The organism is Trujillonella endophytica, assembly GCF_900110555.1.
Lineage (GTDB): Bacteria > Actinomycetota > Actinomycetes > Mycobacteriales > Geodermatophilaceae > Trujillonella > Trujillonella endophytica.
On the sequence record NZ_FOEE01000019.1, the window covers coordinates 33466 to 55944 of the forward strand.

Sequence of the window (22479 nt, forward strand, 5' to 3'; positions counted from 1 at the left end):
CACCCGACGAGCCGGAGGAGGGACGACGTGGCGCGAGAGGCGGGCCTGCGATCGCGGCGGGCGACGTTCGCCGTGCTCGTCGCCGGCCTGTGCTCCTACTCGCTGCTGCAGTCGATGGTCATCCCCGTGCTCCCGGCGCTGCAGGAGGAGCTGGGCACGACGCAGGCCGACATCACGTGGGTCCTGACCGCCAACCTGCTGGCCGCCTCGGTGGCGACGCCGATCGCCGGCCGGCTGGGCGACATGTTCGGCAAGCGGCGGATGTTCGTCGCCGTCCTCACGGCGCTGAGCCTGGGCTGCCTGCTGTCGGCGCTGGCCGGCGCCCTGCCGCTGATGATCGTCGGGCGGGTCCTGCAGGGCATCGGCGGCGGCGTGATCCCGCTGGGCTACAGCATCGTGCGCGACGAGTTCCCCGACGCGTCGGTGCCCAGCGCCATCGGCGCCCTCTCCTCGCTGATCGCCGTCGGCTCCGGTGCCGGCCTGGTGATCGCCGGCCCGATCGACGAGACGCTGGGCCTGCCGTGGCTGTTCTGGCTGCCCATGGTGGTCGGCGCCGTCGCCGCCCTGTTCGCCTTCCTGGTCGTGCCGGAGTCCCAGGTCCGCACCCCCGGCCGCGTCAACCTGCCCGCGGCCCTGCTGCTGTCGGGCTGGCTGGTGTGCGTGCTGCTCGCGGTCAGCCGCGGCACCGTCTGGGGCTGGGGCTCGCCCCGGGTGCTCGGGCTGCTGGCCGGCGCCGCCGTGCTGCTCGTGGCCTGGATCGCCGTGGAGACGCGCTCGGCCGTGCCGCTGATCGACATGCGGATGATGCGGCTGCGGGCGGTGTGGACGGCGAACCTGGTCGCCTTCCTCGTGGGGCTGACCGTCTTCGCCGCGTTCGCCTTCATCCCGCAGTTCCTGCAGACCTCGCCGGAGGCCGGCTACGGGTTCGGCGCGAGCATCGGCGAGGTCGGGCTCGCGATGCTGCCGCAGACCCTGGCCGGATTCGCCGCCGGGCTGTGCTCCGGCGGCCTGGTCCGGCGCTTCGGGGCGCGCAACGTCGTGACCGTGGGAACGCTGCTCGCCGCGATCGCCTACGGGCTGGTCACCGTCGCCCACGACCAGTACTGGCACCTGCAGGTGGCGTTCGTGATCATGGGCGCCGGCATGGGGACGACGCAGGCGTCCATGGCCACCGTCGTCGTCTCCGCGGTCCCCCGCACCCAGACCGGCGCCATGAGCGGGATGAACGCCAACATCCGCACCATCGGCGGCGCGATCGGGTCCGCGGTGATGGCCACCGTGGTCACCGCCAGCGCCCCGGTTCCCGGCGGCCTGCCGACCGAGTCGGGCTACGTGACCGGGTTCGGCATGCTCACCGTCGGCATGCTCGCCTGCGCCGCGGCCACGCGGGCCATCCCGGGCACGGGCCGGCGACGGCGGGCCCCCGTCGGCTCCGGGGAGGTGGCGGCCACTCCGCTGGCCCCGCTGCCCAACGACCCGTGAGCCGCTCCCCCGGCGGCGCCTCGCACCGGGTGACCTTCCTCGTCCTCGCCGTCGGCATGACCGCCGGGGCGCTGCTGCAGTCGCTGGTCATCCCCGCGCTCGCCACCTTCCAGGAGGCGCTGGACACCACCCAGGCCGACGCGACCTGGATCCTCACCGCCACCCTGCTGGCCGCGGCGATCGGCACGCCCATCGCCGGCCGGCTCGGCGACATGCTCGGCCGCAAGCAGGTGTTCGTCGCCGTCCTGTCGGTGACCGCGGTCGGGTGCCTGCTGTCGGCCGTGGCCACCTCCCTGCCGCTGATGCTGGCCGGCCGGGTCGTCCAGGGGCTCGGCGCCGGGGTGCTGCCGCTGGCCTTCGGGATCGTCCGCGACTCCTTCCCCGCCGCGCGGCTCGCCGGCGCGATCAGCACCCTCGCCACGCTGGCCGCCGTGGGGTCGGGGGCGGGGGTCGCCCTGGCCGGCCCGATCGAGGGCGCGTTCGGGATCTCCGGCCTGTTCTGGGTGCCGCTGGTGCTGCTCGTGCTGGCGGTCGCCGCCGCCGTGCTGTTCCTGCCGTCGGGGGGCACCCGCGCCCCCGGCGGGGTGAGCTGGACCGCCGCCGCGCTGCTGTCGGCCTGGCTGGTCTGCCTCCTGCTCGGCCTGAGCCGGGCGCCGGAGTGGGGCTGGGGCTCGGGTCGGGTGCTGGGCCTGCTCGCGGGGGCGGTGCTGTTCCTCGCGCTGTGGCTGCTCGTGGAGTCCCGCGCCCGCTACCCCCTGGTCGACCTGCGGATGATGCGGCTGCGCGGCGTGTGGACGGCGAACCTGGTCGGCTTCCTCGCCGGCGTCGGGATGTACGCCTCGTTCGCGTTCCTGCCGCAGTTCCTGCAGACGCCGCCGTCGGCGGGGTACGGCTTCGGCTCGACGGTGAGCGAGTCGGGTCTGGTCATGCTCATCCAGACCGGCTCGTCGTTCGTCACCGGGCTGGTGGCAGGGCGCCTGGCGCATCGGATCAGCCCGCGCTCGCTCCTGCTGGTCGGCGTCCTGACCGGGGCGGCCGGCTACGCGGTCATGAGCCTCGCGCACGAGCACTTCTGGCAGGCCTGCCTCGCGGTGGTGCTGATCGGCATCGGCTTCGGCGGCACCTTCGCCGCGATGGCCAACCTGGTGGTGGCCGCCGTCCCGCCGGAGCAGACCGGCGTCGCCAGCGGGATGAACGCCAACATCCGCACCGTGGGCGGCGCGATCGGCTCGGCGCTGATGTCCACGGTCGTCACGGCCTCGAACGGCCCGACGGGGCTGCCCGCGGAGGGCGGCTACACCACCGGGTTCGGGCTGCTGGCGCTGGCGACGCTGGCCGCGGCCGCCGCCGCGCTGCTGGTCCCGCGGGCGCGCCGCGAACCGGTCGTCCCCCGCCGGCCCGAGGTCCCGACCCATCCGCAGGCCGCCCTCGTGCCCGGGGGGACCCTGGCGGGCTCGGGCGAGGAGTAGCGCTCCTCACGTTCGGGCCCATATCGACAGCCATCCCGTATCTTCGGTTGCGCTCAGCAACCGAACAGGGGACCAGCAGCACGTGACGTCGGACCAGGCCCCACCGCGGGTCCGCTACCAGGTGACCTACGCCGTCCTGGCCGCGGCCGTGATCTCGTTCGTGCTCCAGCAGACGATGCTCAACCCGGTGCTGCCCACCCTGCAGCGCGAGCTGGACACGACCCAGGCCGACATCGCGTGGGTGCTCACGGCCAACTTCCTGGCGACCGCGGTGTTCACCCCGATCCTGGGCCGGCTCGGCGACATGGTCGGCAAGAAGCGGGTCCTCGTCGGGGCGCTGGTCGCCGTCGCCGTCGGCAGCGCGATCGCGGCGCTGGCCACCACGCTGCCGGTGATGGTGCTCGCCCGCGTCGTGCAGGGCGTCGGGGGCGGGGTGATCCCGCTGGCCTTCGGCGTCATCCGCGACGAGTTCCCGCCCAGCCGGGTGCCCGGCGCGATCGGCACGATCTCCTCGCTCATGGCCGTCGGCGGCGGCATCGGCACGATCGTCGCCGGCCCGATCGTCGACGGGCTGGGCTACGAGTGGCTGTTCTGGCTGCCGTGCCTCGCCGTGGCCGCGGCCGCGGTCGGCGCCCACCTGGTCATCCCCGAGTCGCGCACGCGCACCGGCGGGTCGATCAACCTGGTCGCCGCCCTGCTGCTGTCGAGCTGGCTGGTCTGCCTGCTGCTGGCGCTGACCCAGGCGCCGAAGTGGGGCTGGGGGTCGCCCACCGTCGTCGCGATGCTGATCGGCGGCGTCGTCCTGCTCGTCGTGTGGATCACCGTGGAGACCCGGGCCCGGCAGCCGCTGATCGACATGCGGATGATGCGGCTGCGCGGTGTCTGGACGGCGAACGTGGTCGGCCTGCTGTTCGGCGCGGCCATGTACGCCGGCTTCGCCTTCATCCCGCAGTTCCTGCAGACGCCGGAGTCCACGGGCTACGGGCTCCAGGCGTCCATCACCCTGTCCGGGCTGGTGCTGCTGCCGCAGTCGGTGGTGTCGTTCCTGACCGGGCTGGCGTCGGGACGGCTGGTCGCGCGGTTCGGGTCGAAGCTCGTCCTCATCGTCGGCGCGCTCAGCTGCAGCATCGGCTTCGCCCTCTTCGCCCGCTTCAACGACTCGCTGTGGGAGGTCTCGATCATCGGGATCCTCATGGGCGTGGGCTTCGGGCTCGCGTTCTCGGCGATGGCGAACCTGGTGGTGGCCGCCGTGCCGTCGTCGCAGACCGGCGTGGCCAGCGGCATGAACACCAACATCCGCACGATCGGTGGAGCGGTCGGCACCGCCCTGCTGGCCGGTGTCGTGACGGCGGACCTGCAGCCGTCGGGCTACCCGGCCGAGTCCGGCTACACCAGCGCATTCGTGCTGGCCGCCGCCGGGCTGCTGCTCGCCGCGCTGGCGGCGCTGCTGGTCCCGGCCGTGCGGCGCGACCCGATCACGCACGAGGAGCCGGCGGCGCCGCTGCGCCACCCCCAGGCCGGCACCATCCCCGGGGCCACGCTGGTGGGCGACGGCCGGGAGTAGCGCGCCCGGCCCTCAGCCCTCGAGCAGCCCCGCCTCGTGGGCGAGGATCGCCGCCTGCGTGCGGTTGGCCAGGTCCAGCTTGGTGAGCAGCCGGCTGACGTAGGTCTTCACCGTCGCCTCGCTGACGAACAGCGCGCGGGCCAGGTCGGCGTTGGACCCGCCGCCGCCGAGCAGCACGAGCACCTCGCGCTCCCGGTCCGACAGCGCGCCCACCCGCGCGAGGGCGGCCATCCGCCGGGGGGCGGCGCGGCGCTCGACGTAGGAGTCGATGAGGGTCGCGGTCACCGCGGGGGACAGCGACGCCGTCCCGTCGGCGACGGCCCGCACCGCCGCGGCGATCTCCCGCGGCGGGGTGTCCTTGAGCAGGAATCCGGCGGCGCCGGCGGCCAGCGCCGCGAAGACGTACTCGTCGAGGTGGAAGGTCGTCAGGACGGCGACCTGCGGCGGATCCGGCAGCGCCAGGATCTGCCGGGTCGCCTCCAGCCCGTCGAGCACGGGCATCCGGATGTCGGTGAGGACGACGTCGGGCCGCAGCTCCCGCGCTCCGCGCACGCCCGCCGCGCCGTCGGCCGCCTCCCCCACGACCTCGAACCCGCCGCTGGCCTCCAGCACGGTCCGCAGGCCGAACCGGACGAGCTCCTCGTCGTCGACCAGCAGCACCCGGATGGGCCTGCCCGTGCCGTCGATCGCCGTCACGAGGGCAGCACCGCCTCGACCGCGAACCCGCCGTCCAGCCGCGGGCCGGCGGCCAGCCGCCCGTCCAGGGTGCGCACGCGCTCGGCCAGCCCGACCAGGCCGTAGCCGCCCGACGGCGCCCCGGCGGCCGGTTCCCGCCCCGGGCCGTTCACGATCCGGACCACCAGCTCCTCCTGCTGCCGGGCCAGCTCGACGCAGACCGCCGCACCGGGCGCGTGCTTGGCCGCGTTGGTCAGCGCCTCCTGCACGATCCGGTAGGCGGCCCGGCCGACGGCGGGGTCCACGTCACCGTCCGGGGGCGACCGCAGCTCGACGTCCATCCCGGCCGCCCGGCCCTGCTCGACCAGCGCGGGCACGCTCTCCAGCCCCGGCTGCGGGGCCAGGGGCACGCCGTCGTCGGCGCGCAGGACGCCCACCATCGAGCGCAGCTCCTCCAGCGCCCGGCGGCCGGCCTCCTGCACGTGCGCCGCCAGCTGCTCCACCCGCTCCCGGTCCGCGGCGGCGACCTCGATCGCGCCGGCCTGCAGCACCATGAGGCTCACCCGGTGCCCGACGACGTCGTGCATCTCGCGCGCGATGCGGGTGCGCTCGCCGATCACCGCCTCCCGGGCCAGCAGCTCGCGCTCGGTCTCGGCCCGCTCGGCGCGCTCGCGCAGCGCCTCGAGCAGCTGCGCCCGCGTGCGCGCCCACGCGCCCAGCGCCCCGGGGAGCAGGACGACGAGGGCGGCGCCCGCGGTCGAGGTGATCGCCTCGTCGCCGCCGTCCACCGCCCACGGTCGGCTGACCGCGACGAGGCCGGCGACGGCGGCGACCGCCCGCGCCGGCCAGCGCCCGACGTAGCGGCCCACCGCGTAGGCGGTGATCAGCAGCGCGCCGGTGACCGCGGTCGACAGGACGGCCAGGACGACGCTCGCGGCGTAGGGGACCAGCGGAGCGCGGCGGCGCAGGACGACCAGCACGCCCGCGAGGACCAGGCTCCCGGCGACCAGCGCCGGATCGGGGACCAGCCCGGCCTCCGGGGTGGCGGCGCCGATCGCGACGAAGCCGAGGGAGCCCAGCGCCAGGAGGACCTCCAGCGCGACGGACCGCGCGGAGAGGCCCGGCCACAGGCGTGCGCGGATCCCCATGCCGGGGAGCGTAGGACCGCGGCGGGGGAGTCCGGGTCGGCCGTCGGTAGGGCCCGGTGTCCTCTTTCGGATGACGGCCGGTCCCCCTCCGGAGGCGCGGGATCGCTGCCTCCGGCCGACGCGGGGAGCGCGGCCGGGCGAGCAGGTTGGACGCCGACAGCCCGACCCCAGGAGGCAGACGTGATCACGGCCCACGGACTCACCAAGCGCTACGGCCCCCGGACCGTCGTCGACGACGTGTCCTTCACCCTCGAGCCCGGCACGGTGACCGGCTTCCTGGGCCCGAACGGCGCCGGCAAGAGCACCACGCTGCGGATGCTGACCGGCCTGGTGCCGGTGTCGGCCGGCTCGGCGCTCGTGGACGGCCGGCCCTACGCCGGGCTGCCGAACCCCGGCGCGGTCGTCGGGACCCTGCTCGACGCCTCGGCCGTGCACCCCGGCCGCACCGGCCGCGCGCACCTGCGGCTGCTGGCCGACGCGGTCGGCGTCGCGCGGCCGCGGGTGGAGGAGGTGCTCGCGCTCGTCGGGCTGGCCGACGCCGGAGGGCGCCGGATCGGCGGCTACTCCCTCGGCATGCGGCAGCGGCTGGGCATCGCCGGCGCGCTGCTGGCCGACCCCCCGGTGCTGGTGTTCGACGAGCCGGCCAACGGGCTGGACCCGGAGGGCATCCGCTGGCTGCGGGACCTGCTGCGCGGGCACGCCGCCCGCGGCGGCACCGTGCTGCTGTCCAGCCACCTGCTGGGCGAGGTCGAGCACACGGTCGACCGGCTGCTCGTCATCGGGCAGGGCCGGATGGTGGCCGACGGCTCGGTCGCCACGCTGCTCGGCGCCGAGGGTGCCGTCGTCCGCGCCGCGGACCCGGCCCGGCTCGCCGCCGCACTGGAGGCCGCCGGGCTCCCCGTCCGGCACGGCGACGACGGGGCGCTCGTCGTCCCGGGCGCCGATCCGGCCGCGGTGGGCGCAGTCGCCGCCGCGGGCGGGCACGCGCTGGTCGACCTGCGCCCGGTCTCCCGCCACCTCGAGGACCTCTTCTTCTCCCTCACCGCCTGAATCCCGACACCCCTTGGAGCCCGCCATGACCACCACCCACTCCCCGCAGACCGGCGCGATCCCGACCCGCCCCGCCGTCCGCGCCGGGGCCGCCGCGCCCGCCACCCTCGTCGCCCTCGAGGTGCGCAAGTCCCTGTCCACGCGCTCGGGCAAGGCGCTCGCGGTCGTCTCGGTGCTGCTGGCGCCGGTCGCGGGCGTACTGGCCTCGGCCGCGAGCGAGGAGTCGCTCGGGTCGGTGACCGGGCCGATCGGCGCCATGGGAATGCTGACGGCGCTGATCCTGCTGTCGCTCGGGGTGCTGTCGACCGCCGGCGAGTGGACCCACCGCACGGTGCAGACCACCTTCCTGCTCACCCCGCGCCGCGGCCGGGTGCTCGCCGCCAAGGCCACCGCGGTGGCGCTGCTGGGCGGCGCGTTCGCCGCCGTCTCGGCGGGCCTGACCGCGGGCGTTCTCGCCACGATGGAGGAGGGCGTCTCGTGGTCGGGCGTCGGCGGGGCGCTCGTCGCGGTCGTCGCCTCGGGCGCGGCCTTCGCGGTGATCGGCGCCGGCGTGGGCGCCGCGCTGACCAACACCCCGGCCGCGCTGACCGGCCTCTACCTGGTGATCCTCGGCGCCCTTCCGGTCGCGCGGACCTTCGCGCCCGAGGTCGGTGCCCGGCTGGACCCCGCGGAGGCGGTGCTCGCGCTGGCCCAGGGGAACGCGGTCGCCTCGTCGGTCGCCGTCCTCGCCACCTGGACGGTCCTCGCGCTGACCGCCGGCGCCGTCGTCACCTCCCGCCGCGCCGTGGCGTGAATCCCGTCGACAACGGCTGGATCCTGGATCTAGACTCAGGACTGTGCGAGAGAGGGTGGCCGAGGTGCTGACGCTGGTGGGAGAGCGCTGGGCCCTGCTCGTCGTCCGCGAGGTGTCGCTGGGCCTGCGGCGGTTCGACGAGCTCGAGGCGGCGACCGGGGCCTCCCGGACCGTGCTCTCCGACCGCCTGCGCCGGCTCACCGAGGCCGGCGTCCTCGGCACCCGGCCCTACCGGCTGCCGGGCAGCCGGGCCCGCTCGGAGTACGTGCTGACCGAGGCCGGCTACGACCTGCTGCCGCTGCTGGCGGCCCTGTCGGACTGGGGCGAGCGGCACCTGGGCGCGACCACGCAGGCCGACGTCGTCTACCGGCACGGCGGCTGCGGCGGTCGGGTGACCGCCCGGCTGACCTGCGAGTGCGGGGCGCAGCTCGCCCCGCGGGAACGGCTCGTCGCCCAGGTCAACCGCTGACCGGGCCCGTCGAAGAGGAGAGCTCCATGGCTGCCGCCCTGCCCACCACCACCGATGCCGGCTTCGCCGCGGACGTCCTCGCGAGCGAGCTCCCGGTCCTCGTCGAGTTCACCGCCTCCTGGTGCCCGCCGTGCCGGATGATCGCGCCCGTCCTCGCGCGGATCGCCGAGGAGGAGGCCGGCCGGCTGCGGGTGCTGGCCCTCGACGTGGACGAGAACCCGCAGGCGACCCGCCGATACGGCGTCCTGGGCATGCCGACGCTGGCGCTGTTCGTCCGCGGCGAGGTGGTGGCGACCGTCGTCGGCGCCCGCCCGCAGGCGATGATCATGCAGGCGCTCGAGCCGCACCTGACGGCCGCCGCGGCCTGAGCCGGGCGGCCGTCGGTGGACCGTTCTCACCCGGCGGCGGCCGGGGCGGCGTCAGTCCGGTCGAGGACCTCGAGGTAGTGCGGGTTGTGCATGATCCCGATGACGTTGCCGAACGGGTCCGTCACCGCCGCGGTGACCACCGGCCCGTGCGGGGTGACCGGCTGGTACTCCGTGGCCCCCGCGGCGAGCAGCCGGGCCAGGGTGCCGTCGAAGTCGTCGACGTGCCAGTGCACGATCGCGCCGCCCGGCCCGGCGGCCGCCGCCGGGTCGAACGACCGGTGGGCGATGGCCACCTCGGCGTCGAGGTCGCCGGTGCGGAACTTGGCGTACTGCAGCCCCCCGCCCGGGCCGGGCCGGGTGAAGTAGGGCGCTGCGCCCAGCAGGTCGGCGTACCAGTCCGCGGCCGCGGTCACGTCGTCGGCCCACAGGGTCAGCGTGGACATCCCGCGCAGGGTGGTCACGGCGGGGCCCTCAGTCGACCGGCTGCCAGTCGGGGACGACCCACCGGTAGAACGGGTGGGCGACCGAGTCCGCCGGCGTCTGCCACGTGTCGGGGCGGTACGGGCTCAGGTACGGGCTGAGCTCGTCCATGATCCTGGCGAAGGCCGGCCGGTGGGACTCGTGGTCGGCCCGCACGGCCGCCGCCGTCTCGGGGTCCTGCTCGAGCAGGTGCACCATCACGTCGTCGATGGCGTACAGCCAGCGGCCGGTCACCCCGGTGCTGATCGGCAGCGGCCCGGCGTCGGAGTCGGCGAACACCCGTGCGATGTCCTCCTCGCTGCCGGGCTTCATCCGCTGCACGATCACCGTGAGCTCGCGGTCCGGGGGCACGTCGCCCTCGGGCAGCCAGCTGTAGAACTCCTTGGCGACCGAGTGGGAGGGGTTCTCCCAGTAGCTCGGGTACGGCGTCACGTAGGGCGCGATCAGCTCGGCGATCTTCTCGAAGGCGGGCAGCCCCCGGCGCTGACCGGAGACCGCCGGGTCCTCCTTGCGCTCGATGACGTGGATGTAGAGGTCGTCGTGCGAGAGCAGGATCCGGCCGATGACGCCGAGGTCCTGCGGCCGGGTGACGTGGTCGAAGTGGGCGAAGACCGGCCCCACCCGGTCCTCGCTCCCGGGGACCATGTGGCAGACGATCACGTTGCGGAACGGTCGGAAGGCCATGGCGCTCTCCTGTGCGCTCGGGGGACGGAACTTCGGTCAGGTGCGGGGAACGGGCGTGAATCGCAGCGGGAGCTCGAGCAGCCCGCGGAAGGCCGATGCGGCGGGCAGCCACAGCAGCTCCTCCACTCCGACGTCGAGCCGCAGGTCGGGCAGGCGGACGAGGATCCGGCGCAGCGCCGTCGTGGCCTCCATCCGCGCCAGGGCGGTCCCCAGGCAGTAGTGCAGGCCGTGGCCGAAGGCCAGGTGGGGGACGTCGACCCGGGTGAGGTCGAGCCGCTCCGGGTCGGGGGTGACCGCCGGGTCGTGGTTGGCCGAGCTCAGCACGACCGTGACGATCGAACCGGCCGGGATCGGCACCCCGCCGATCTCCATGTCCTCGGTGGCGAACCGGAAGCTCGACACCGGGACCGAGCAGTCGAAGCGGAGCAGCTCCTCGACCGCGTCGGGCAGGCGCTCGGGCTCCCGGCGCAGCAGCTCCAGCTGCTCCGGATGGGTCAGCAGCGCCACGACGGCGTTGCCGAGGAAGTCCGAGGTGGTCTGGTAGCCGGCGAACAGCAGCAGGAACGACGTCGACACCAGCTCGGCCTCCGACAGGCGCCCCTGCTCGTCGCGCGCGGCGATCAGCGAGCTGACGAGGTCGTCGGCCGGTGCCCGCCGCTTGGCGGCGACGAGGCCGGCGAAGTAGGCGTGCAGCCCCTCCTGGGCCGCCGCGATGGCCGCGCGGTCCTCCTGCGGGCTGCGGCCGCCGGTGCCGACGGTGCGGATCACCTGGGTGCCGCGCAGGATCTCCTCGTGGTCGGCCGGGGGGATCCCCAGCAGGTCCCCGATGACGGCCAGCGGCAGCCGCAGCGCGACGTCGTCGACGAAGTCGGTGCGGCCCGTCGGGGCGATCCGGTCGAGCAGCGTCTCGACCACCTGCTCGACGCGCGGGCGCATCGCCTCGATCCGCCGCGGCGTGAACGCCTGGCTCACCAGCCGGCGCAGCCGGGTGTGCTCGGGCGGGTCGGAGTTGAGCATGTTCGTGTTGATCTGCCGGGCCTTCATGCCGAAGACCTCCAGGTAGGTGTCGCCCGCCCGGTACAGGTCCTTGGACAGCCGCGGGTCCGACAGCGCGGCGCGGGCGTCGTGGTACCGGGTGACCAGGTAGGAGTCGAAGCGCGGCGTCCGCACCTTCACCACCGGCCGCTCGGCGCGGAGCCGGGCGTAGGTCGGGAACGGGTCGGCCCGGAAGGCGGGCGTGTAGATCTCCGCGCCGGGAACGGGGTCGGCGTCGCTCCCGGCGGAGCATGGTGGCCGGTCGGTCGTCACGGACATGGGGTCTCCCTGGTCGGTCGTGGGGTCGGGGTCACGGCGCGAACACCCGCCCGAGGTGGGCCAGCAGCGCGTCGTCGGTCACCGGCCGGGCCCGGAAGCCGACGTGGCCGTCGGGGCGCACCACGTAGCCGGCAGGGCCCGCGGGGTCGCCGCCGGCCAGCCCGTAGGCGGCCCGGAACGCGGCGGGGGCGCGGAGCACCGGCAGGTCGACCAGCGCGGGCAGCCGGGCGGCGGCGTCGGCGAGCAGGTACGGCCGCACCTGCCCCCGGGACGCCTGCCGGACGGCGGCGGTCAGCTTCTCCAGCTCGAGCACCTGCTCCCGGGGAACGTCCGCGTCGACGGCGAGCAGCAGCGTCGTGTGCGTGCCCCGGGTCAGGTCGAACAGCCGCAGGTCGTGCGCCACGCCGAAGCGGCGCAGCCCGTGCACGTCCGGCGCCCGGTGCCCCGGCTCGGGACCGCCGGTGAACCCCGCGTCGTCGGCCGCCTGACCGACCAGGGGGCTGCCGGCGTAGTTCATCGTCATCTGCATCTCGAGCAGGAACTGGGCCTTCTCGTCGTCCATGTCCATCTCGTCGGTGAACGCGATGGCCACGGCGCGGTCGACGATCGCCTTGCCGGCGGGACGGCGCTCGGCGTCGTAGCTGTCGAGCAGGCCGGGCGCGGCGAGCCCGCGCACGGCCAGGGCCAGCTTCCAGCCCAGGTTCCAGGCGTCCTGGATGCCGGTGTTCATGCCCTGGCCGCCGGCGGGTGGGTGCAGGTGCGCCGCGTCGCCGGCGACGAACACCCGGCCGGACCGGTACCGGTCGACGATGCCGTGCTTGATGCGGAAGATCGACGACCAGCGCAGGTTGCTCGCCGTCGTGCCGGGCGGGCCGAGGTCGTCGACGGCGGCCTGCAGGTCGGCCAGCGTCGGCGGCTCGTACTCCTGCCAGAAGCCGGCCGGCACGATCCCGGAGCCGATGGTCTCCTGCAGCCGCTGGGGGGCCAGCGTGGCGATCCGGTACCGCCGCCGGCCCTTGAGCGGGACGCACACGAGCATCCCGGTGAACGCGCCGTCGTCCTCGATGCGCACCCAGCGCAGCAGGTGGCCGGGAGGCACGTCCTCGGGTGCCGCACCCCAGTCGACGTCGACGTCGCCGAGCATGAACAGCTGCGGGAACATCGACAGCCCGCCGACGAAGCCGAGCCCCAGGCCCGTGCGCACCGCGCTGTGCGCCCCGTCGCAGCCGACGAGGTACCGGGCGCGGGCGTCCTCGACCTCCCCCGAGGCGTGCTGCAGCCGCGCGGTGACGCCGTCGTCGTCCTGGTCGAACCCGACCAGTTCCACGCCGCGCTCGACGGCGACACCGGCGGTGAGCAGCCGCGCGGTCAGCAACCGCTCGGTCTCGTACTGGGGCAGCCCGAGGTGGGCGTAGGGGAGCTCCTCCAGGCCGGACCAGTCGACCTGGTGGGTCTGCACGCCGTTGACGAACACCGTCTGCCCGTGCAGCCAGATGCCGGTGTCCATCGCCTCGGCGGCGATGCCCTGGTCCTCCCAGATCTCCATGGTCCGGCAGTGGATGCCGATGGCCTTGTCCGCCTGCGTCGACGCCTCCGACCGCTTGTCGACGACCCGGACGGCGATGCCGCGGCGGGCCAGCTCGATCGCGTGGGTCAGCCCGGCCGGTCCGGCGCCGACGACGAGCACCTCGGCGTCCGCGCGGCCGGTGCGCGGGGGCGCGGGGGACGGTGCCGGCGAGGCCGGGGCCGGAGCGGGCGCCGGCGCGGTGCGGGGCGGTTCCACGAACTCCTGGACCGGTGCGCTGGGCACCGGCACCGGTGTCGGTGCCGGCATCGCCCGCGGAGGCTCGGTACGGGGTGGGGGCGGGGCGTAGCCGCCGTCCCCGCTTCCGTGCTCCGGCGGCCGGTAGCGGATCTCGTACAGCCGACGGTCGAAGTCGACCGACAGCCACCGGACGAGCGTGGCGGTCTGGTCGGCGTGCGAGGGGTCGTCCACCCAGTTGGTGAAGTCCTGCTCGGTCTCCCACTCGGCGAAGATGTGGTAGATCGGCTCGGCCGGCTCCTTGAGCAGCTCCTCCCGGATCAGCCCGGGGGTGCCGCGCAGCCGCTCCACCGTGGTCCGGTACGCGCGCTCGAACAGCTCCTCCTCGCCGGGCCCGACCACCGTGCGGATGTCGACCCGCACGTGGGGTCCCCGGTCGCCGGGCACCTCGTACAGCACCTCGTAGGTGCTGCGGGAGGCGTCCTCGCGCAGGTCGCGCAACGCCGCGGTGAGGAACTCCCGCGCGCTGCTGCGGCCGAAGGCGTCGACCGCGGCCCGGTCCACCCAGTCGCTGGTGATGAGGAAGGTGCGGGGATCGTCGGCGTCGCGCACCAGCTCCTGCCGCAGGTTCCCGGGCACCCGGCTGATCTCCGCGGCGGCCGCCCGCCACGCCTCCTCGAACCGCTCCTCGCAGCCCTCCCGCGTGCGCATCCGCAGCAGCGTCCGCACGCCCGCCCGGTCACCGCTGCCCGCGCTCATGCCGTCGCGCCTCCCTCGTACCGGCGCAGCACCAGGCTGCTGTTGAAGCCGCCGAAGCCGCGGGCGAGCACGACGACGGTCGAGACGGGCTGCACCCGCGGCCGGCGCAGCAGCTCGACGCCCGGCGCGTCGACGGGGTCGTCGAGGTGGGCGGTCCCCGGCGCGATGCCGTCGCGCATCGCCAGCACGGCGGTGGCCACGGCCAGCGCGGAGCCCCCGGCCATCAGCCGCCCGGTCCAGGACGACGGCGCGCTGACCGGCACGGGCGTCGAGCGCGACGCGAAGGCCTCGCCGATCGCCGCGAGCTCCAGCGCGTCGAGCTCCGGGGTCCCCGCGCCGTCGGCGAGGACCAGGTCCACCTCCTCCGGGGTCACGCCGGCGTCGGCGAGGGACAGCCGGATCGCGCGCGCGTACTGGCCGGCGTCCGGGGCCGGGTCCTCGTGGTGGTGGGCGTCGTGGGTCGCGCCGTAGCCGCAGACCTCGCCCCACACCCGCCCGACGCCGCGGGCCCGGGCCGCGCCCGGTTCCTCGAGCAGCAGGATGGCGCCGCCCTCGCCGACGACGTGCCCGTTCGCCCGCCGGTCGAACGGCAGGTACGCGGCCTCCGGCCGGGTCGCGGTCGACAGCCGGCCGCTGGTGGCCTGGCACAGCAGCGCGTACGGGCACATGCCGGCCTCGGTGCCGCCGACCAGGATCGCCGGCGTCCCCCGCCTCGCCACGCGCCGGGCCCAGCCGATGCTGTCCAGCCCGCCGGCGGCCTCGCTGACCACGACACCGGAGGGCCCCTTGTACCCGTCGCGGATGGAGATCTGACCGGTGCTCGCGGCGTAGAACCAGGCGATCGACTGGTAGGCGCCCACCGACCGGGGCCCCTTGGCCCACAGTCCCTGGATCTCGTGCTGGCTGAACTCGTTGCCGCCGGAGCCGGCCGCCAGGAAGACGGAAGTGGCATAGGCGTCCTCGGGGGCGGAGTACCCGGCGTCCTCGGCGGCCAGCGTGGCCGCGGCCAGCGACATCCAGGTCCACCGGTCGGTCTGCACCATGAGCCGGGAGTCCACGTGGTCGGCGGGGCGGAAGTCGCGGACCTGACCGGCCAGCGAGATCCCGTACGCGGTCGGGTCGAACCCCTCGATCGGCCCGATCGCCGCCTCCTCGCGGAGCACGGACGACCAGTGGGCCTCGGCGCCGACGCCGGTCGGCGCCACGACCCCCAGCCCGGTGACGAGCAGGCCGGTCACGGGGTCCTCCGGGACGGCCGGGACAGCACGATGGCCGACTGGAAGCCGCCGAAGCCGCTGCCCACCGACACCGCGACGTCGACCTTCTGCTCGCGCGCGGTGTTGGGGATGTAGTCGAGGTCGCACTCGGGGTCGGGCACCTCGTAGTTGGCGGTCGGCGGCAGCACCCCGCGCTGCAGGGCCAGCGCGGTCGCCGCGACCTCGATCGACCCGATGGCGCCGAGGGAGTGGCCGACCATCGACTTGATCGAGCTCATCGCCACCCGCTGCGCGGCCGGCCCGAGGCTGCGCTTGACCGCGGCGGTCTCGTGCCGGTCGTTCTGCTTGGTCCCCGAGCCGTGCGCGTTCACGTACCCGACCTCGTCGGGGGCGGTGCGGCCCTGGGCCAGCGCCTGCCGGATCGCCTCGGCCATCTCGACGCCGTCGGGCTTGAGCCCGGTCATGTGGAAGGCGTTGCAGCGGTTGGCGTAGCCGGTGATCTCGCAGTAGACCTCGGCGTCCCGTCGCCGGGCGCTCTCCAGCTCCTCCAGCACCAGCACCGCCGCGCCCTCGCCCATGACGAAGCCGTCCCGCCGGGCGTCGAAGGGCCGGGCCGCGTGCTCGGGGTCGTCGTTGTTGCCGGTGGTCGCCCGGATGGTGTCGAAGCAGGCCATGGAGATCGGCGAGATCGGTGCGTCGCTCGCGCCGGAGACGACGACGTCGGCGTCGCCGTCCTCGATGAGCTGGCTGGCGTAGCCGACCGCGTCGATGCCGGACGTGCACCCGGTGGAGACGACGACGGCCGGCCCGTGCGCGCCGAAGCGGACCGCGAGCTCGGTGGCGCCGCAGCTGGGCACCAGCGCGTGGTGCAGGAAGGAGGAGGCGTAGCGCGGGTCGACCAGCCAGTGGGTGCCGGCGTCGCTCACCGCCACGTACTCCTGTTCCAGCCGCATGGTCGCCCCGACCGCGCTGCCGAGGGCCACCCCCACCCGGTCGGGGTCGGGGGCGCCGGCGGCGCCGGAGCCGAGGGGGAGCCCGCTGTCGGCGACGGCCTCGTCCGCGGCCACCATGGCCATCTGCACGAACCGGTCGTTGCGGTGCACCTCGTGGGCGGTCAGCCCGAGCAGCCGGCCGTCGAAGTCCACCTCCGCGGCCACCTGGGAGCGGAACAGGGCGGGATCGAAGAACGTGATCCGCCGGGTCGCCGTCCGGCCGGCGGTGAGCATGTCCCAGAAGCCCTCCCGGCCCATCGAGCCGGGGGCGACCACGCCGATGCCGGTGACGACGACCCGGCGGCGGTCGCTCACCGGAGATCCGGGGCGGGCTCGGTGTCGACGTGGCCGAGCTCCGGTCGCGGGGCCAGCGGCCCGTTGCAGAACACGAAGAACGCCGCGGTGTCGCCGTCGTTGACGATCCGGTGGCGGACGCCGATCGGGATGTGCACGGCGGACTCCGCCCCGAGCCGGCGCGGCTCGCCGTCCAGGGTGACCAGCACGTCCCCGCGCTGGCAGTAGAGGAACTCCTCGGAGTACGGGTGCCAGTGCTCCCGCACGACCTCGCCGGGCTCGAGGGTCAGCGTGCCCATGAAGGCGGCGGTGGTCCCCACGTTCGCCGGGGACAGCAGGACGCGGATGTCGCCGCCGCGGCGGCGGTTGGGCGGGGTGGCGGCGCGGGAGACCGTCGGGCCGACCCGTACCGCGCTCGGGGCGTGCTGGATGGTGGTCATGTCCCTCCTCGGACGGGAGCCGTGCCGGCGAGCGCCGGCGCGGGGGCGGCAGCGGGCGGAGCGGGAGCGGTGAGGGGCGACGCCGGGCCGGTGACCAGGCGGACCGGGAGCCGGGGGTGGACCTGGCGGACGAGCGGGCCGAGCACGGGGGCGCCCCCCACCTCGAGGACCTCGACGGCTCCCGCGGACACGAGGGCGCGGGACGTCTCCTCCCAGCGGACCGGCGCGGTCAGGTGGTCGGCCAGGCTCTGGGCCAGCCGTTCCGGGTCCTGGCTGGGCACCGGGTCGGCGTTGGGCACGACGGGGACGGCGGGCACGCTCCAGGTCAGCTCGGCGAGGGCGGCCGCCAGGTGCTCGGCCACCGGCCGGGCCAGCGGCCCGTGGCACGCGGGGCGGCCGGGCAGCCGCACCAGGTCCAGCCCGGCGGCCAGCACGCCCCAGCGCGCCCGGGCCAGCTCCTCGCGCTCGCCGCAGAGCACGGCCTGGGCGGGGCCGTCGTAGCAGGCGACGGCCAGCGTCCCGCCCCCGGAACGGGCGACGACGGCGCGGGCGACCTCGGCGGCGCCGTCGCCGACGACGGCGGCCATGCCGGCGCGGGAGGGCCGGGGGGCCAGCGCCATGAGGTCGGCGCGCCAGCGGACCAGCTCCACGACCTGCTCCAGGTCCAGGGCGCCGGCGGCGACCAGCGCCGCGTACTCCCCGACCCCGTGCCCGGCGACGGCGACCGGCCGGAGGCCGCGCGCGGTGAGGCTGCGCCAGGCCGCGACGCCGGTGACCACGACCTCGAGGTCGGCCGCCTCCCGGTCGGGAAGGGCGAGCGGCTCCCGCCACCAGCGGGCGAGGTCGCGGCCGGCGACGGCGGAGGCCCGGGCCACCACCTCGGCGGCGACCGGGTCGAGCAGCCAGGGGTCGGCCAGGCCGGGGAGGGCGCCGCCCTCGCCCGGCAGGACGACGGCGACACCCGGGACGGAGCTCACGGGCTCCGCTCCGCCGCCCGGGCGGCGGCCTCCACCTTGTCCTTGATGACGGCCATCTGGATCTTGCTGTTGGCGTCGATCCGCCGGGTCATGCCTTCTGTGTCCACCGGTGCGTCGGGGAGCATCCGGAAGTCCTGCACCCAGCGCATCCGGGTGCCGCTGCCCTCCGGGGTGTAGCTCCAGCGGATGTGCATGAACTCGAAGGGCCGGGTCTCGAGGCGGCGGGCCACGACCTCGTGCGCGGCCTCGTCGAGGGTGCGCTCGGAGATCCAGCTCCAGACGCGGCCCGCCTCGTCGGGGACCATGGTCAGCCGGAAGCGGAACGTCGTCCCGTACCGGGCCAGGATCTCGACCGCGCTGTACTCGGTGAACAGCTCCGGCCACGAGGCCAGGTCGTTCGTCATCCGCCAGACGTGGTCGAGATCGGCGTCGATGACGATCGAGTTGTCGGTGTGCCCGATGGTCGGGCCCTCGTGCCGGAGGTCGTCGGTGCGCTCGACGGTGCTCATCGCCGGCTCCCTCAGGCCATCCGGGCCGAGTCGGGGGCGCCGGCGACGGTCGCGACGATCTCGCCGAACGTGTACCGGTCGGGGCTGTCGTCGGGCATCTCGGTCCTGTAGCGGTCGTGCAGCTCGGTCTGCATCGACAGGAAGGCCAGGGAGTCCAGGCCGATGTCGGAGAACCGGGCGGCCGGGTCGGAGGTGCGCGCCGTCGGCGACAGCCCCGCCTTCTCGGTGAGCAGGTCCATGAGGTCGTCGAGGGTGAACGACGGGTCGGGCATGGGACTGGTCCTCTCCTGATCGGGACGGTCCGGCGCCGGGGGATCCGGTGCCGGCGCGCGGACGAGCTGCAGGGGGCCGCGGGTCGCGGGGACGTCGAACGCCGGGTCCTCGGCCAGCGAGGCGGTGCGGGCGATCAGCTCCGGCAGGGTGCGGTCGAGGAACTGGACGTCGTGCTGGTCGGCGATCACGGCGGGGTGGCGCAGCAGCGCGCGGTGCAGGGCGACGGTGGTGTGCACCCCGGGCCCCTCGACCCGCAGCTCGCTCAGCGCGCGGTCCATCCGGCGGATCGCCTGGTCGCGGTCGGGGGCCCAGACGACGAGCTTCCCGAGCAGGGAGTCGTAGTGCGGGCTGATCTCGTCGCCCTGCCGGTACCCGGTGTCGAACCGCGTCCAGGGACCGCCGGGGACGTGCAGGACGTCGAGCCGGCCGGGCGCCGGCGCGAACCCGCGGGCGGGGTCCTCCGCGTTGATCCGGCACTCGATCGCCGCCCCGCGGGGGACGACGTCCTCCTGCTGGAACTGCAGCCGGCGGCCGTCGGCGACGAGGATCTGCTCGCGCACCAGGTCGATCCCGGTGAGCAGCTCGGTGACCGGGTGCTCCACCTGGATGCGGGCGTTCATCTCCATGAAGTAGGCCCGCCCGGTGCCGTCGACGAGGAACTCCACGGTCCCGGCGCCGGTGTAGCCGACCGAGAGCGCGCCGTGCACCGCCATCGCCCCGAGCCCCGCACGCTGGGCCGGGGGGAGATGCGCCGCCGGCCCCTCCTCCAGCAGCTTCTGGTGCCTGCGCTGCAGCGAGCAGTCGCGCTCGCCGAGGGAGACGCCGTTGCCGTGGGCGTCGCAGAGGATCTGCACCTCGACGTGTCGGGCCGAGGGGAGGAAGCGCTCGACGTAGACGGAGGGGTCGCGGAAGACGGCGCGGGCGGTGGCGCGGGTGCTGACGAAGGCCGCGGCGAAGTCGGCCGGGCCCGTCACGACGGTCATCCCGCGACCGCCCCCGCCGGCCGCCGCCTTGATGATCACCGGGTAGCCGATCCGGTCGGCCACCTCGCGCCCCTCGTCCGCGGTGCGGACCGGCTCGACGACCCCGGGCAGCAACGGGAGGCCGGCGTCGGCCATCAGGCGGCGTGCGGTCGCCTTGTTGCCCATCTGCTGCATGACCTCGGGCGGCGGGCCGACGAAGGTGAGTCCCTCGGCCGCGCAGATCTCGGCGAAGTCCGGGTCCTCGGACAGGAACCCGTACCCGGGGTGCACCGCGTCCGCGCCGGTGCGCAGCGCGGCCTCCACGATGTTGGGCACGTGCAGGTAGCTGCACCGGGGGGCCGCGGGGCCGATGTGCACGGCCTCGTCGGCGAGGGCGACGACGGCGGAGTCGCGGTCCGACGTCGAGTGGACGGCGACCACCTCGATGCCGAGCTCGCGGCAGGCCCGGGCGACGCGGACGGCGATCTCGCCGCGGTTGGCGATGAGCAGGCGGTTGATCATCGCGGCCGTCCCGCGGGCCGCAGCAGCATGAGGACCTGGTCGTACTCGACCGAGTTCGCGTCGGCGACCCGGATCTCGGCCACCACCGCCTGCTCGTCGGCGACGATCGGGTTCATCAGCTTCATCGCCTCGACGATCCCGACGGTCTGGCCGACCTCGACCTCGTCGCCCTCGCGGACGAAGGGGTCGGCGTCCGGGGACGGCGCCGCGTAGAACGTGCCGACCAGCGGCGCGCGCACCGCCGTCATGCCCTCGGGCACCTCCGGCTCGACGCCCTCGTCGGCCGGCGGGGCGGCGGTCGCGGCGGTCGCGATCGGGGCCGGCGGGGCGGGGGTCGCGGTCGCCCACTCGACCTCGATCGCCCGCTCCCCGCTGCGCACGGTCAGCCGGCGGAGGTCGCCCGGCAGGGCCTGCGCGAGCTCGACCACCTCGTCGCGCAGCGCCCGCGGGCTGTCGTCGGGGGACGGCGGCGCGTCGGCGGCCTTCGCGGTCCGCGGGGGCAGCTCGGTCGGTTGCACGTCAGCCCTCCTGCGCAACGGTCGGAACGGCGCGCAGGGCCTGGGTGTCGCCCCCGCCGATGCGGGCCAGCCGCCGCACCCGGGCCTCGAGCAGGTCGGCGACGTCGAGCCGGGCCAGCTCCTCCAGGTGCCGCAGCAGCGCGGCCCGGAGGGCCTGCCCGGCCGCGTCCACGTCGGCGGCCGCACCACCCGCGGGCTCGGGGACGACGGCGTCGGCGATGCCGGAGTCGCGCAGGTGGGCCGCGCCGAGGCGCATGGCGCGGGCCGCGGTGGGAGCCGCGGTGGCGGTGCGCCACAGGATGGCGGCGCAGCCCTCGGGGCTGATCACCGACAGGAAGGCGTTCTCCAGCACGAGCAGCCGGTCGGAGGTGCACAGGGCGAGCGCGCCGCCGCTGCCGCCCTCGCCGGTCACCACCGACACGATGGGGACCCGCAGCCGGCTGCTGCGCTGGATGATCTCGGCGATCGCGTGGGACTGGCCGCGCTCCTCGGCCTCGGGCCCGGGATGCGCGCCCGGGGTGTCCACGAGCGTGACCACCGGGAGCCCGAAGGTCTCGGCGTGCCCGAGCAGCCGCATGGCCTTGCGGTAGCCCTCGGGGTGCGCCATCCCGAAGTTGCGGGCCACCCGCTCGCGCACGGTGTGCCCCTTCTCGTGGCCGATCACGACGACCGTGCGGCCGGCGAGGGAGGCGACGCCCCCGACGACGGCGGGGTCGTCGGAGAACGCCCGGTCACCGTGCAGCTCGACGAAGTCGTCGAACGCGGAGGCCAGGTAGTCCAGCGTCGTCGGCCGCTCGACCGCCCGCGCCCGCTGGACGACCTCCCACGGGTCGGGGCCCGCCACGGCCCGGGACTGCGGGGGCGCAGGCGCGGGCCGGGTGCCGCCACCGCCCCGGCGTCCGTGGTGCAGGGCCAGCAGCCGGGTGAGCACCGGTCGCAGCTCCGCCCTGGTCTCGACCCGGTCGACCAGGCCGTGGGCCAGCAGGAACTCGGCGGTCTGGAAGTCCGACGGCAGATCGGCGCCGATGGTCTCCTGCACCACCCGCCGTCCGGCGAAGCCGACGTGCGCTCCGCGCTCGCCGACCAGGACGGAGGCCAGGGTGGCGAAGGAGGCGGAGACCCCGCCGTAGGTCGGGTCCGTGAGCACGCAGACGCTGAGCAGGCCGGCCTCGCGCACCTGGGCGAAGGCGGCGCTGGTCCGCGCCATCTGGAACAGCGAGAAGACGCCCTCCTGCATCCGGGCGCCGCCGCTGGCGCAGACGGTGATCAACGGCAGCTGCCGCTCCACGGCCAGCGCGGCCGCCGCGCTCACCCGGCGGCCCACCTCCACGCCCATGCTGCCGCCGAGGAAGCCGAAGTCCATGACGGCGACGACGACCGCGGTCCCCCCGATCGCGGCCGTGCCGACCACGACGGCCTCGGACTCGCCGGAGCGGCGCGCGGCCTCCTGCAGGCGGTCGGTGTAGTCGCGGAGGTCGGTGAAGATCAGCGGGTCGCGGTGGCCGGAGCCGGAGACCGTCTCGGCGAAGCTGCCGGGATCGACGAGCAGCTCGATGCGCGCACGGGCGCTCAGCCGCAGGTGGTGGTCGCACTCGGGGCACACGGACAGGTTCCGGTCCAGCCGCTTGCGGTACAGCAGCCAGCCGCACTCGGGGCAGGAGACCCAGCCGGCGTGTGCGGCGGGTGGGCGGCCGAGCGCAGGGGCCGTGGTCGTCGACGTCGGGGACATCGCGTCCTTCCCTGGGGAGGAGACGGCTG

21 protein-coding genes are annotated in these 22479 nt (G+C 75.3%); 7 read left to right on the forward strand and 14 right to left on the reverse strand.

Translation table 11 applies throughout. The annotated features are described in order from the left end of the window. Positions 1 to 27: 27 nt before the first annotated feature. The 3 genes from BMY88_RS21315 to BMY88_RS21325 all read left to right on the forward strand — a co-directional run bounded on the left by BMY88_RS21315 (position 28) and on the right by BMY88_RS21325 (position 4515). Complete coding sequence (locus tag BMY88_RS21315; protein ID WP_170861227.1) at positions 28 to 1482, forward strand: MFS transporter; 1455 nt, start codon at positions 28 to 30, stop codon at positions 1480 to 1482. Continuing rightward, the gene (locus tag BMY88_RS21320; protein ID WP_244524836.1) at positions 1479 to 2951 is read left to right on the forward strand and encodes an MFS transporter; all 1473 of its coding nucleotides are present in this window, start codon (positions 1479 to 1481) and stop codon (positions 2949 to 2951) included. Before BMY88_RS21315 ends, BMY88_RS21320 begins: the two co-directional genes overlap by 4 nt. An 82-nt stretch (positions 2952 to 3033) precedes the next feature. Then, positions 3034 to 4515: an MFS transporter gene (locus BMY88_RS21325; RefSeq protein ID WP_244524837.1), complete on the forward strand. Its 1482-nt coding sequence runs from the start codon at positions 3034 to 3036 to the stop codon at positions 4513 to 4515. Positions 4516 to 4527: 12 nt separating this feature from the next. On the opposite strand, the gene BMY88_RS21330 is transcribed toward BMY88_RS21325, so the two are convergent. Both BMY88_RS21330 and BMY88_RS21335 read right to left on the reverse strand, forming a co-directional pair. Beyond that, positions 4528 to 5211, reverse strand: a complete 684-nt coding sequence (locus BMY88_RS21330) for a response regulator transcription factor (RefSeq protein WP_170861228.1) — start codon at positions 5209 to 5211, stop codon at positions 4528 to 4530. Next, positions 5208 to 6338 carry a sensor histidine kinase gene (locus BMY88_RS21335; RefSeq protein ID WP_091948714.1) on the reverse strand — a complete coding sequence of 377 codons (1131 nt, stop codon included), beginning with the start codon at positions 6336 to 6338 and terminating at the stop codon, positions 5208 to 5210. Before BMY88_RS21335 ends, BMY88_RS21330 begins: the two co-directional genes overlap by 4 nt. A gap of 180 nt (positions 6339 to 6518) precedes the next feature. On the opposite strand from BMY88_RS21335, the gene BMY88_RS21340 reads away from it, so the two are divergent. From BMY88_RS21340 to BMY88_RS21355, 4 genes are read left to right on the forward strand one after another with little or no spacing between them, the layout of a single operon-like run. Then, positions 6519 to 7388, forward strand: coding sequence for an ABC transporter ATP-binding protein (locus BMY88_RS21340; protein ID WP_091948717.1), 870 nt, complete (start codon positions 6519 to 6521; stop codon positions 7386 to 7388). 25 nt (positions 7389 to 7413) lie between these two features. Next, complete coding sequence (locus BMY88_RS21345; RefSeq protein ID WP_091948720.1) at positions 7414 to 8181, forward strand: hypothetical protein; 768 nt, start codon at positions 7414 to 7416, stop codon at positions 8179 to 8181. Between the two features lie 43 nt (positions 8182 to 8224). Continuing rightward, positions 8225 to 8650 carry a winged helix-turn-helix transcriptional regulator gene (locus BMY88_RS21350; protein ID WP_211435768.1) on the forward strand — a complete coding sequence of 142 codons (426 nt, stop codon included), beginning with the start codon at positions 8225 to 8227 and terminating at the stop codon, positions 8648 to 8650. Between the two features lie 26 nt (positions 8651 to 8676). Next, on the forward strand, positions 8677 to 9018 hold the full coding sequence (locus BMY88_RS21355; protein ID WP_091948725.1) for a thioredoxin family protein: 342 nt from the start codon (positions 8677 to 8679) through the stop codon (positions 9016 to 9018). A 26-nt stretch (positions 9019 to 9044) separates the two neighbouring features. Here BMY88_RS21355 and BMY88_RS21360 read toward each other — a convergent pair whose 3' ends face one another. From BMY88_RS21360 to BMY88_RS21415, 12 genes are read right to left on the reverse strand one after another with little or no spacing between them, the layout of a single operon-like run. Then, on the reverse strand, positions 9045 to 9461 hold the full coding sequence (locus tag BMY88_RS21360) for a VOC family protein (protein WP_091948839.1): 417 nt from the start codon (positions 9459 to 9461) through the stop codon (positions 9045 to 9047). A gap of 28 nt (positions 9462 to 9489) precedes the next feature. Next, positions 9490 to 10182, reverse strand: coding sequence for a TcmI family type II polyketide cyclase (locus tag BMY88_RS21365; protein ID WP_091948728.1), 693 nt, complete (start codon positions 10180 to 10182; stop codon positions 9490 to 9492). 36 nt (positions 10183 to 10218) lie between these two features. Next, positions 10219 to 11496, reverse strand: a complete 1278-nt coding sequence (locus BMY88_RS21370) for a cytochrome P450 family protein (RefSeq protein ID WP_091948731.1) — start codon at positions 11494 to 11496, stop codon at positions 10219 to 10221. Positions 11497 to 11527: 31 nt separating this feature from the next. Continuing rightward, entirely contained in the window at positions 11528 to 14017 is a 2490-nt protein-coding gene (locus BMY88_RS21375) for an FAD-dependent monooxygenase (protein ID WP_091948734.1), read from the reverse strand. Beyond that, positions 14014 to 15255 (reverse strand): beta-ketoacyl synthase N-terminal-like domain-containing protein, encoded by a 1242-nt coding sequence (locus tag BMY88_RS21380; RefSeq protein WP_091948737.1) that lies wholly within the window; start codon positions 15253 to 15255, stop codon positions 14014 to 14016. The genes BMY88_RS21375 and BMY88_RS21380 overlap by 4 nt, the downstream gene beginning before the upstream one ends. After that, a complete protein-coding gene (locus BMY88_RS21385; protein ID WP_091948740.1) occupies positions 15252 to 16541 on the reverse strand; it encodes a beta-ketoacyl-[acyl-carrier-protein] synthase family protein in 1290 nt (429 codons plus the stop codon). The genes BMY88_RS21380 and BMY88_RS21385 overlap by 4 nt, the downstream gene beginning before the upstream one ends. Continuing rightward, positions 16538 to 16960: a cupin domain-containing protein gene (locus BMY88_RS21390; RefSeq protein WP_091948743.1), complete on the reverse strand. Its 423-nt coding sequence runs from the start codon at positions 16958 to 16960 to the stop codon at positions 16538 to 16540. The genes BMY88_RS21385 and BMY88_RS21390 overlap by 4 nt, the downstream gene beginning before the upstream one ends. After that, positions 16957 to 17937, reverse strand: a complete 981-nt coding sequence (locus BMY88_RS21395; RefSeq protein WP_091948746.1) for an ACP S-malonyltransferase — start codon at positions 17935 to 17937, stop codon at positions 16957 to 16959. The genes BMY88_RS21390 and BMY88_RS21395 overlap by 4 nt, the downstream gene beginning before the upstream one ends. Next, positions 17934 to 18446 (reverse strand): SRPBCC family protein, encoded by a 513-nt coding sequence (locus BMY88_RS21400; protein WP_091948748.1) that lies wholly within the window; start codon positions 18444 to 18446, stop codon positions 17934 to 17936. Before BMY88_RS21400 ends, BMY88_RS21395 begins: the two co-directional genes overlap by 4 nt. Before the next feature lie 11 nt (positions 18447 to 18457). After that, entirely contained in the window at positions 18458 to 20203 is a 1746-nt protein-coding gene (locus BMY88_RS21405; RefSeq protein ID WP_091948751.1) for an acetyl-CoA carboxylase biotin carboxylase subunit, read from the reverse strand. Continuing rightward, entirely contained in the window at positions 20200 to 20721 is a 522-nt protein-coding gene (locus BMY88_RS21410) for an acetyl-CoA carboxylase biotin carboxyl carrier protein (protein ID WP_091948754.1), read from the reverse strand. Before BMY88_RS21410 ends, BMY88_RS21405 begins: the two co-directional genes overlap by 4 nt. Before the next feature lies 1 nt (position 20722). Further along, complete coding sequence (locus BMY88_RS21415; RefSeq protein ID WP_091948758.1) at positions 20723 to 22450, reverse strand: acetyl-CoA carboxylase carboxyltransferase subunit alpha; 1728 nt, start codon at positions 22448 to 22450, stop codon at positions 20723 to 20725. Between the last annotated feature and the right edge of the window lie 29 nt (positions 22451 to 22479).

Excerpts from the sequence above, each read along its gene's own strand:
- BMY88_RS21335 (WP_091948714.1), bottom strand. The coding sequence starts at position 6,338 with ATGGGGATCCGCGCACGCCTGTGGCCGGGCCTCTCCGCGCGGTCCGTC.
- BMY88_RS21345 (WP_091948720.1), top strand. The coding sequence starts at position 7,414 with ATGACCACCACCCACTCCCCGCAGACCGGCGCGATCCCGACCCGCCCC.
- BMY88_RS21355 (WP_091948725.1), top strand. The coding sequence starts at position 8,677 with ATGGCTGCCGCCCTGCCCACCACCACCGATGCCGGCTTCGCCGCGGAC.
- BMY88_RS21360 (WP_091948839.1), bottom strand. The coding sequence starts at position 9,461 with ATGTCCACGCTGACCCTGTGGGCCGACGACGTGACCGCGGCCGCGGAC.
- BMY88_RS21365 (WP_091948728.1), bottom strand. The coding sequence starts at position 10,182 with ATGGCCTTCCGACCGTTCCGCAACGTGATCGTCTGCCACATGGTCCCC.
- BMY88_RS21370 (WP_091948731.1), bottom strand. The coding sequence starts at position 11,496 with ATGTCCGTGACGACCGACCGGCCACCATGCTCCGCCGGGAGCGACGCC.
- BMY88_RS21375 (WP_091948734.1), bottom strand. The coding sequence starts at position 14,017 with ATGAGCGCGGGCAGCGGTGACCGGGCGGGCGTGCGGACGCTGCTGCGG.
- BMY88_RS21390 (WP_091948743.1), bottom strand. The coding sequence starts at position 16,960 with ATGACCACCATCCAGCACGCCCCGAGCGCGGTACGGGTCGGCCCGACG.
- BMY88_RS21400 (WP_091948748.1), bottom strand. The coding sequence starts at position 18,446 with ATGAGCACCGTCGAGCGCACCGACGACCTCCGGCACGAGGGCCCGACC.
- BMY88_RS21405 (WP_091948751.1), bottom strand. The coding sequence starts at position 20,203 with ATGATCAACCGCCTGCTCATCGCCAACCGCGGCGAGATCGCCGTCCGC.
- BMY88_RS21415 (WP_091948758.1), bottom strand. The coding sequence starts at position 22,450 with ATGTCCCCGACGTCGACGACCACGGCCCCTGCGCTCGGCCGCCCACCC.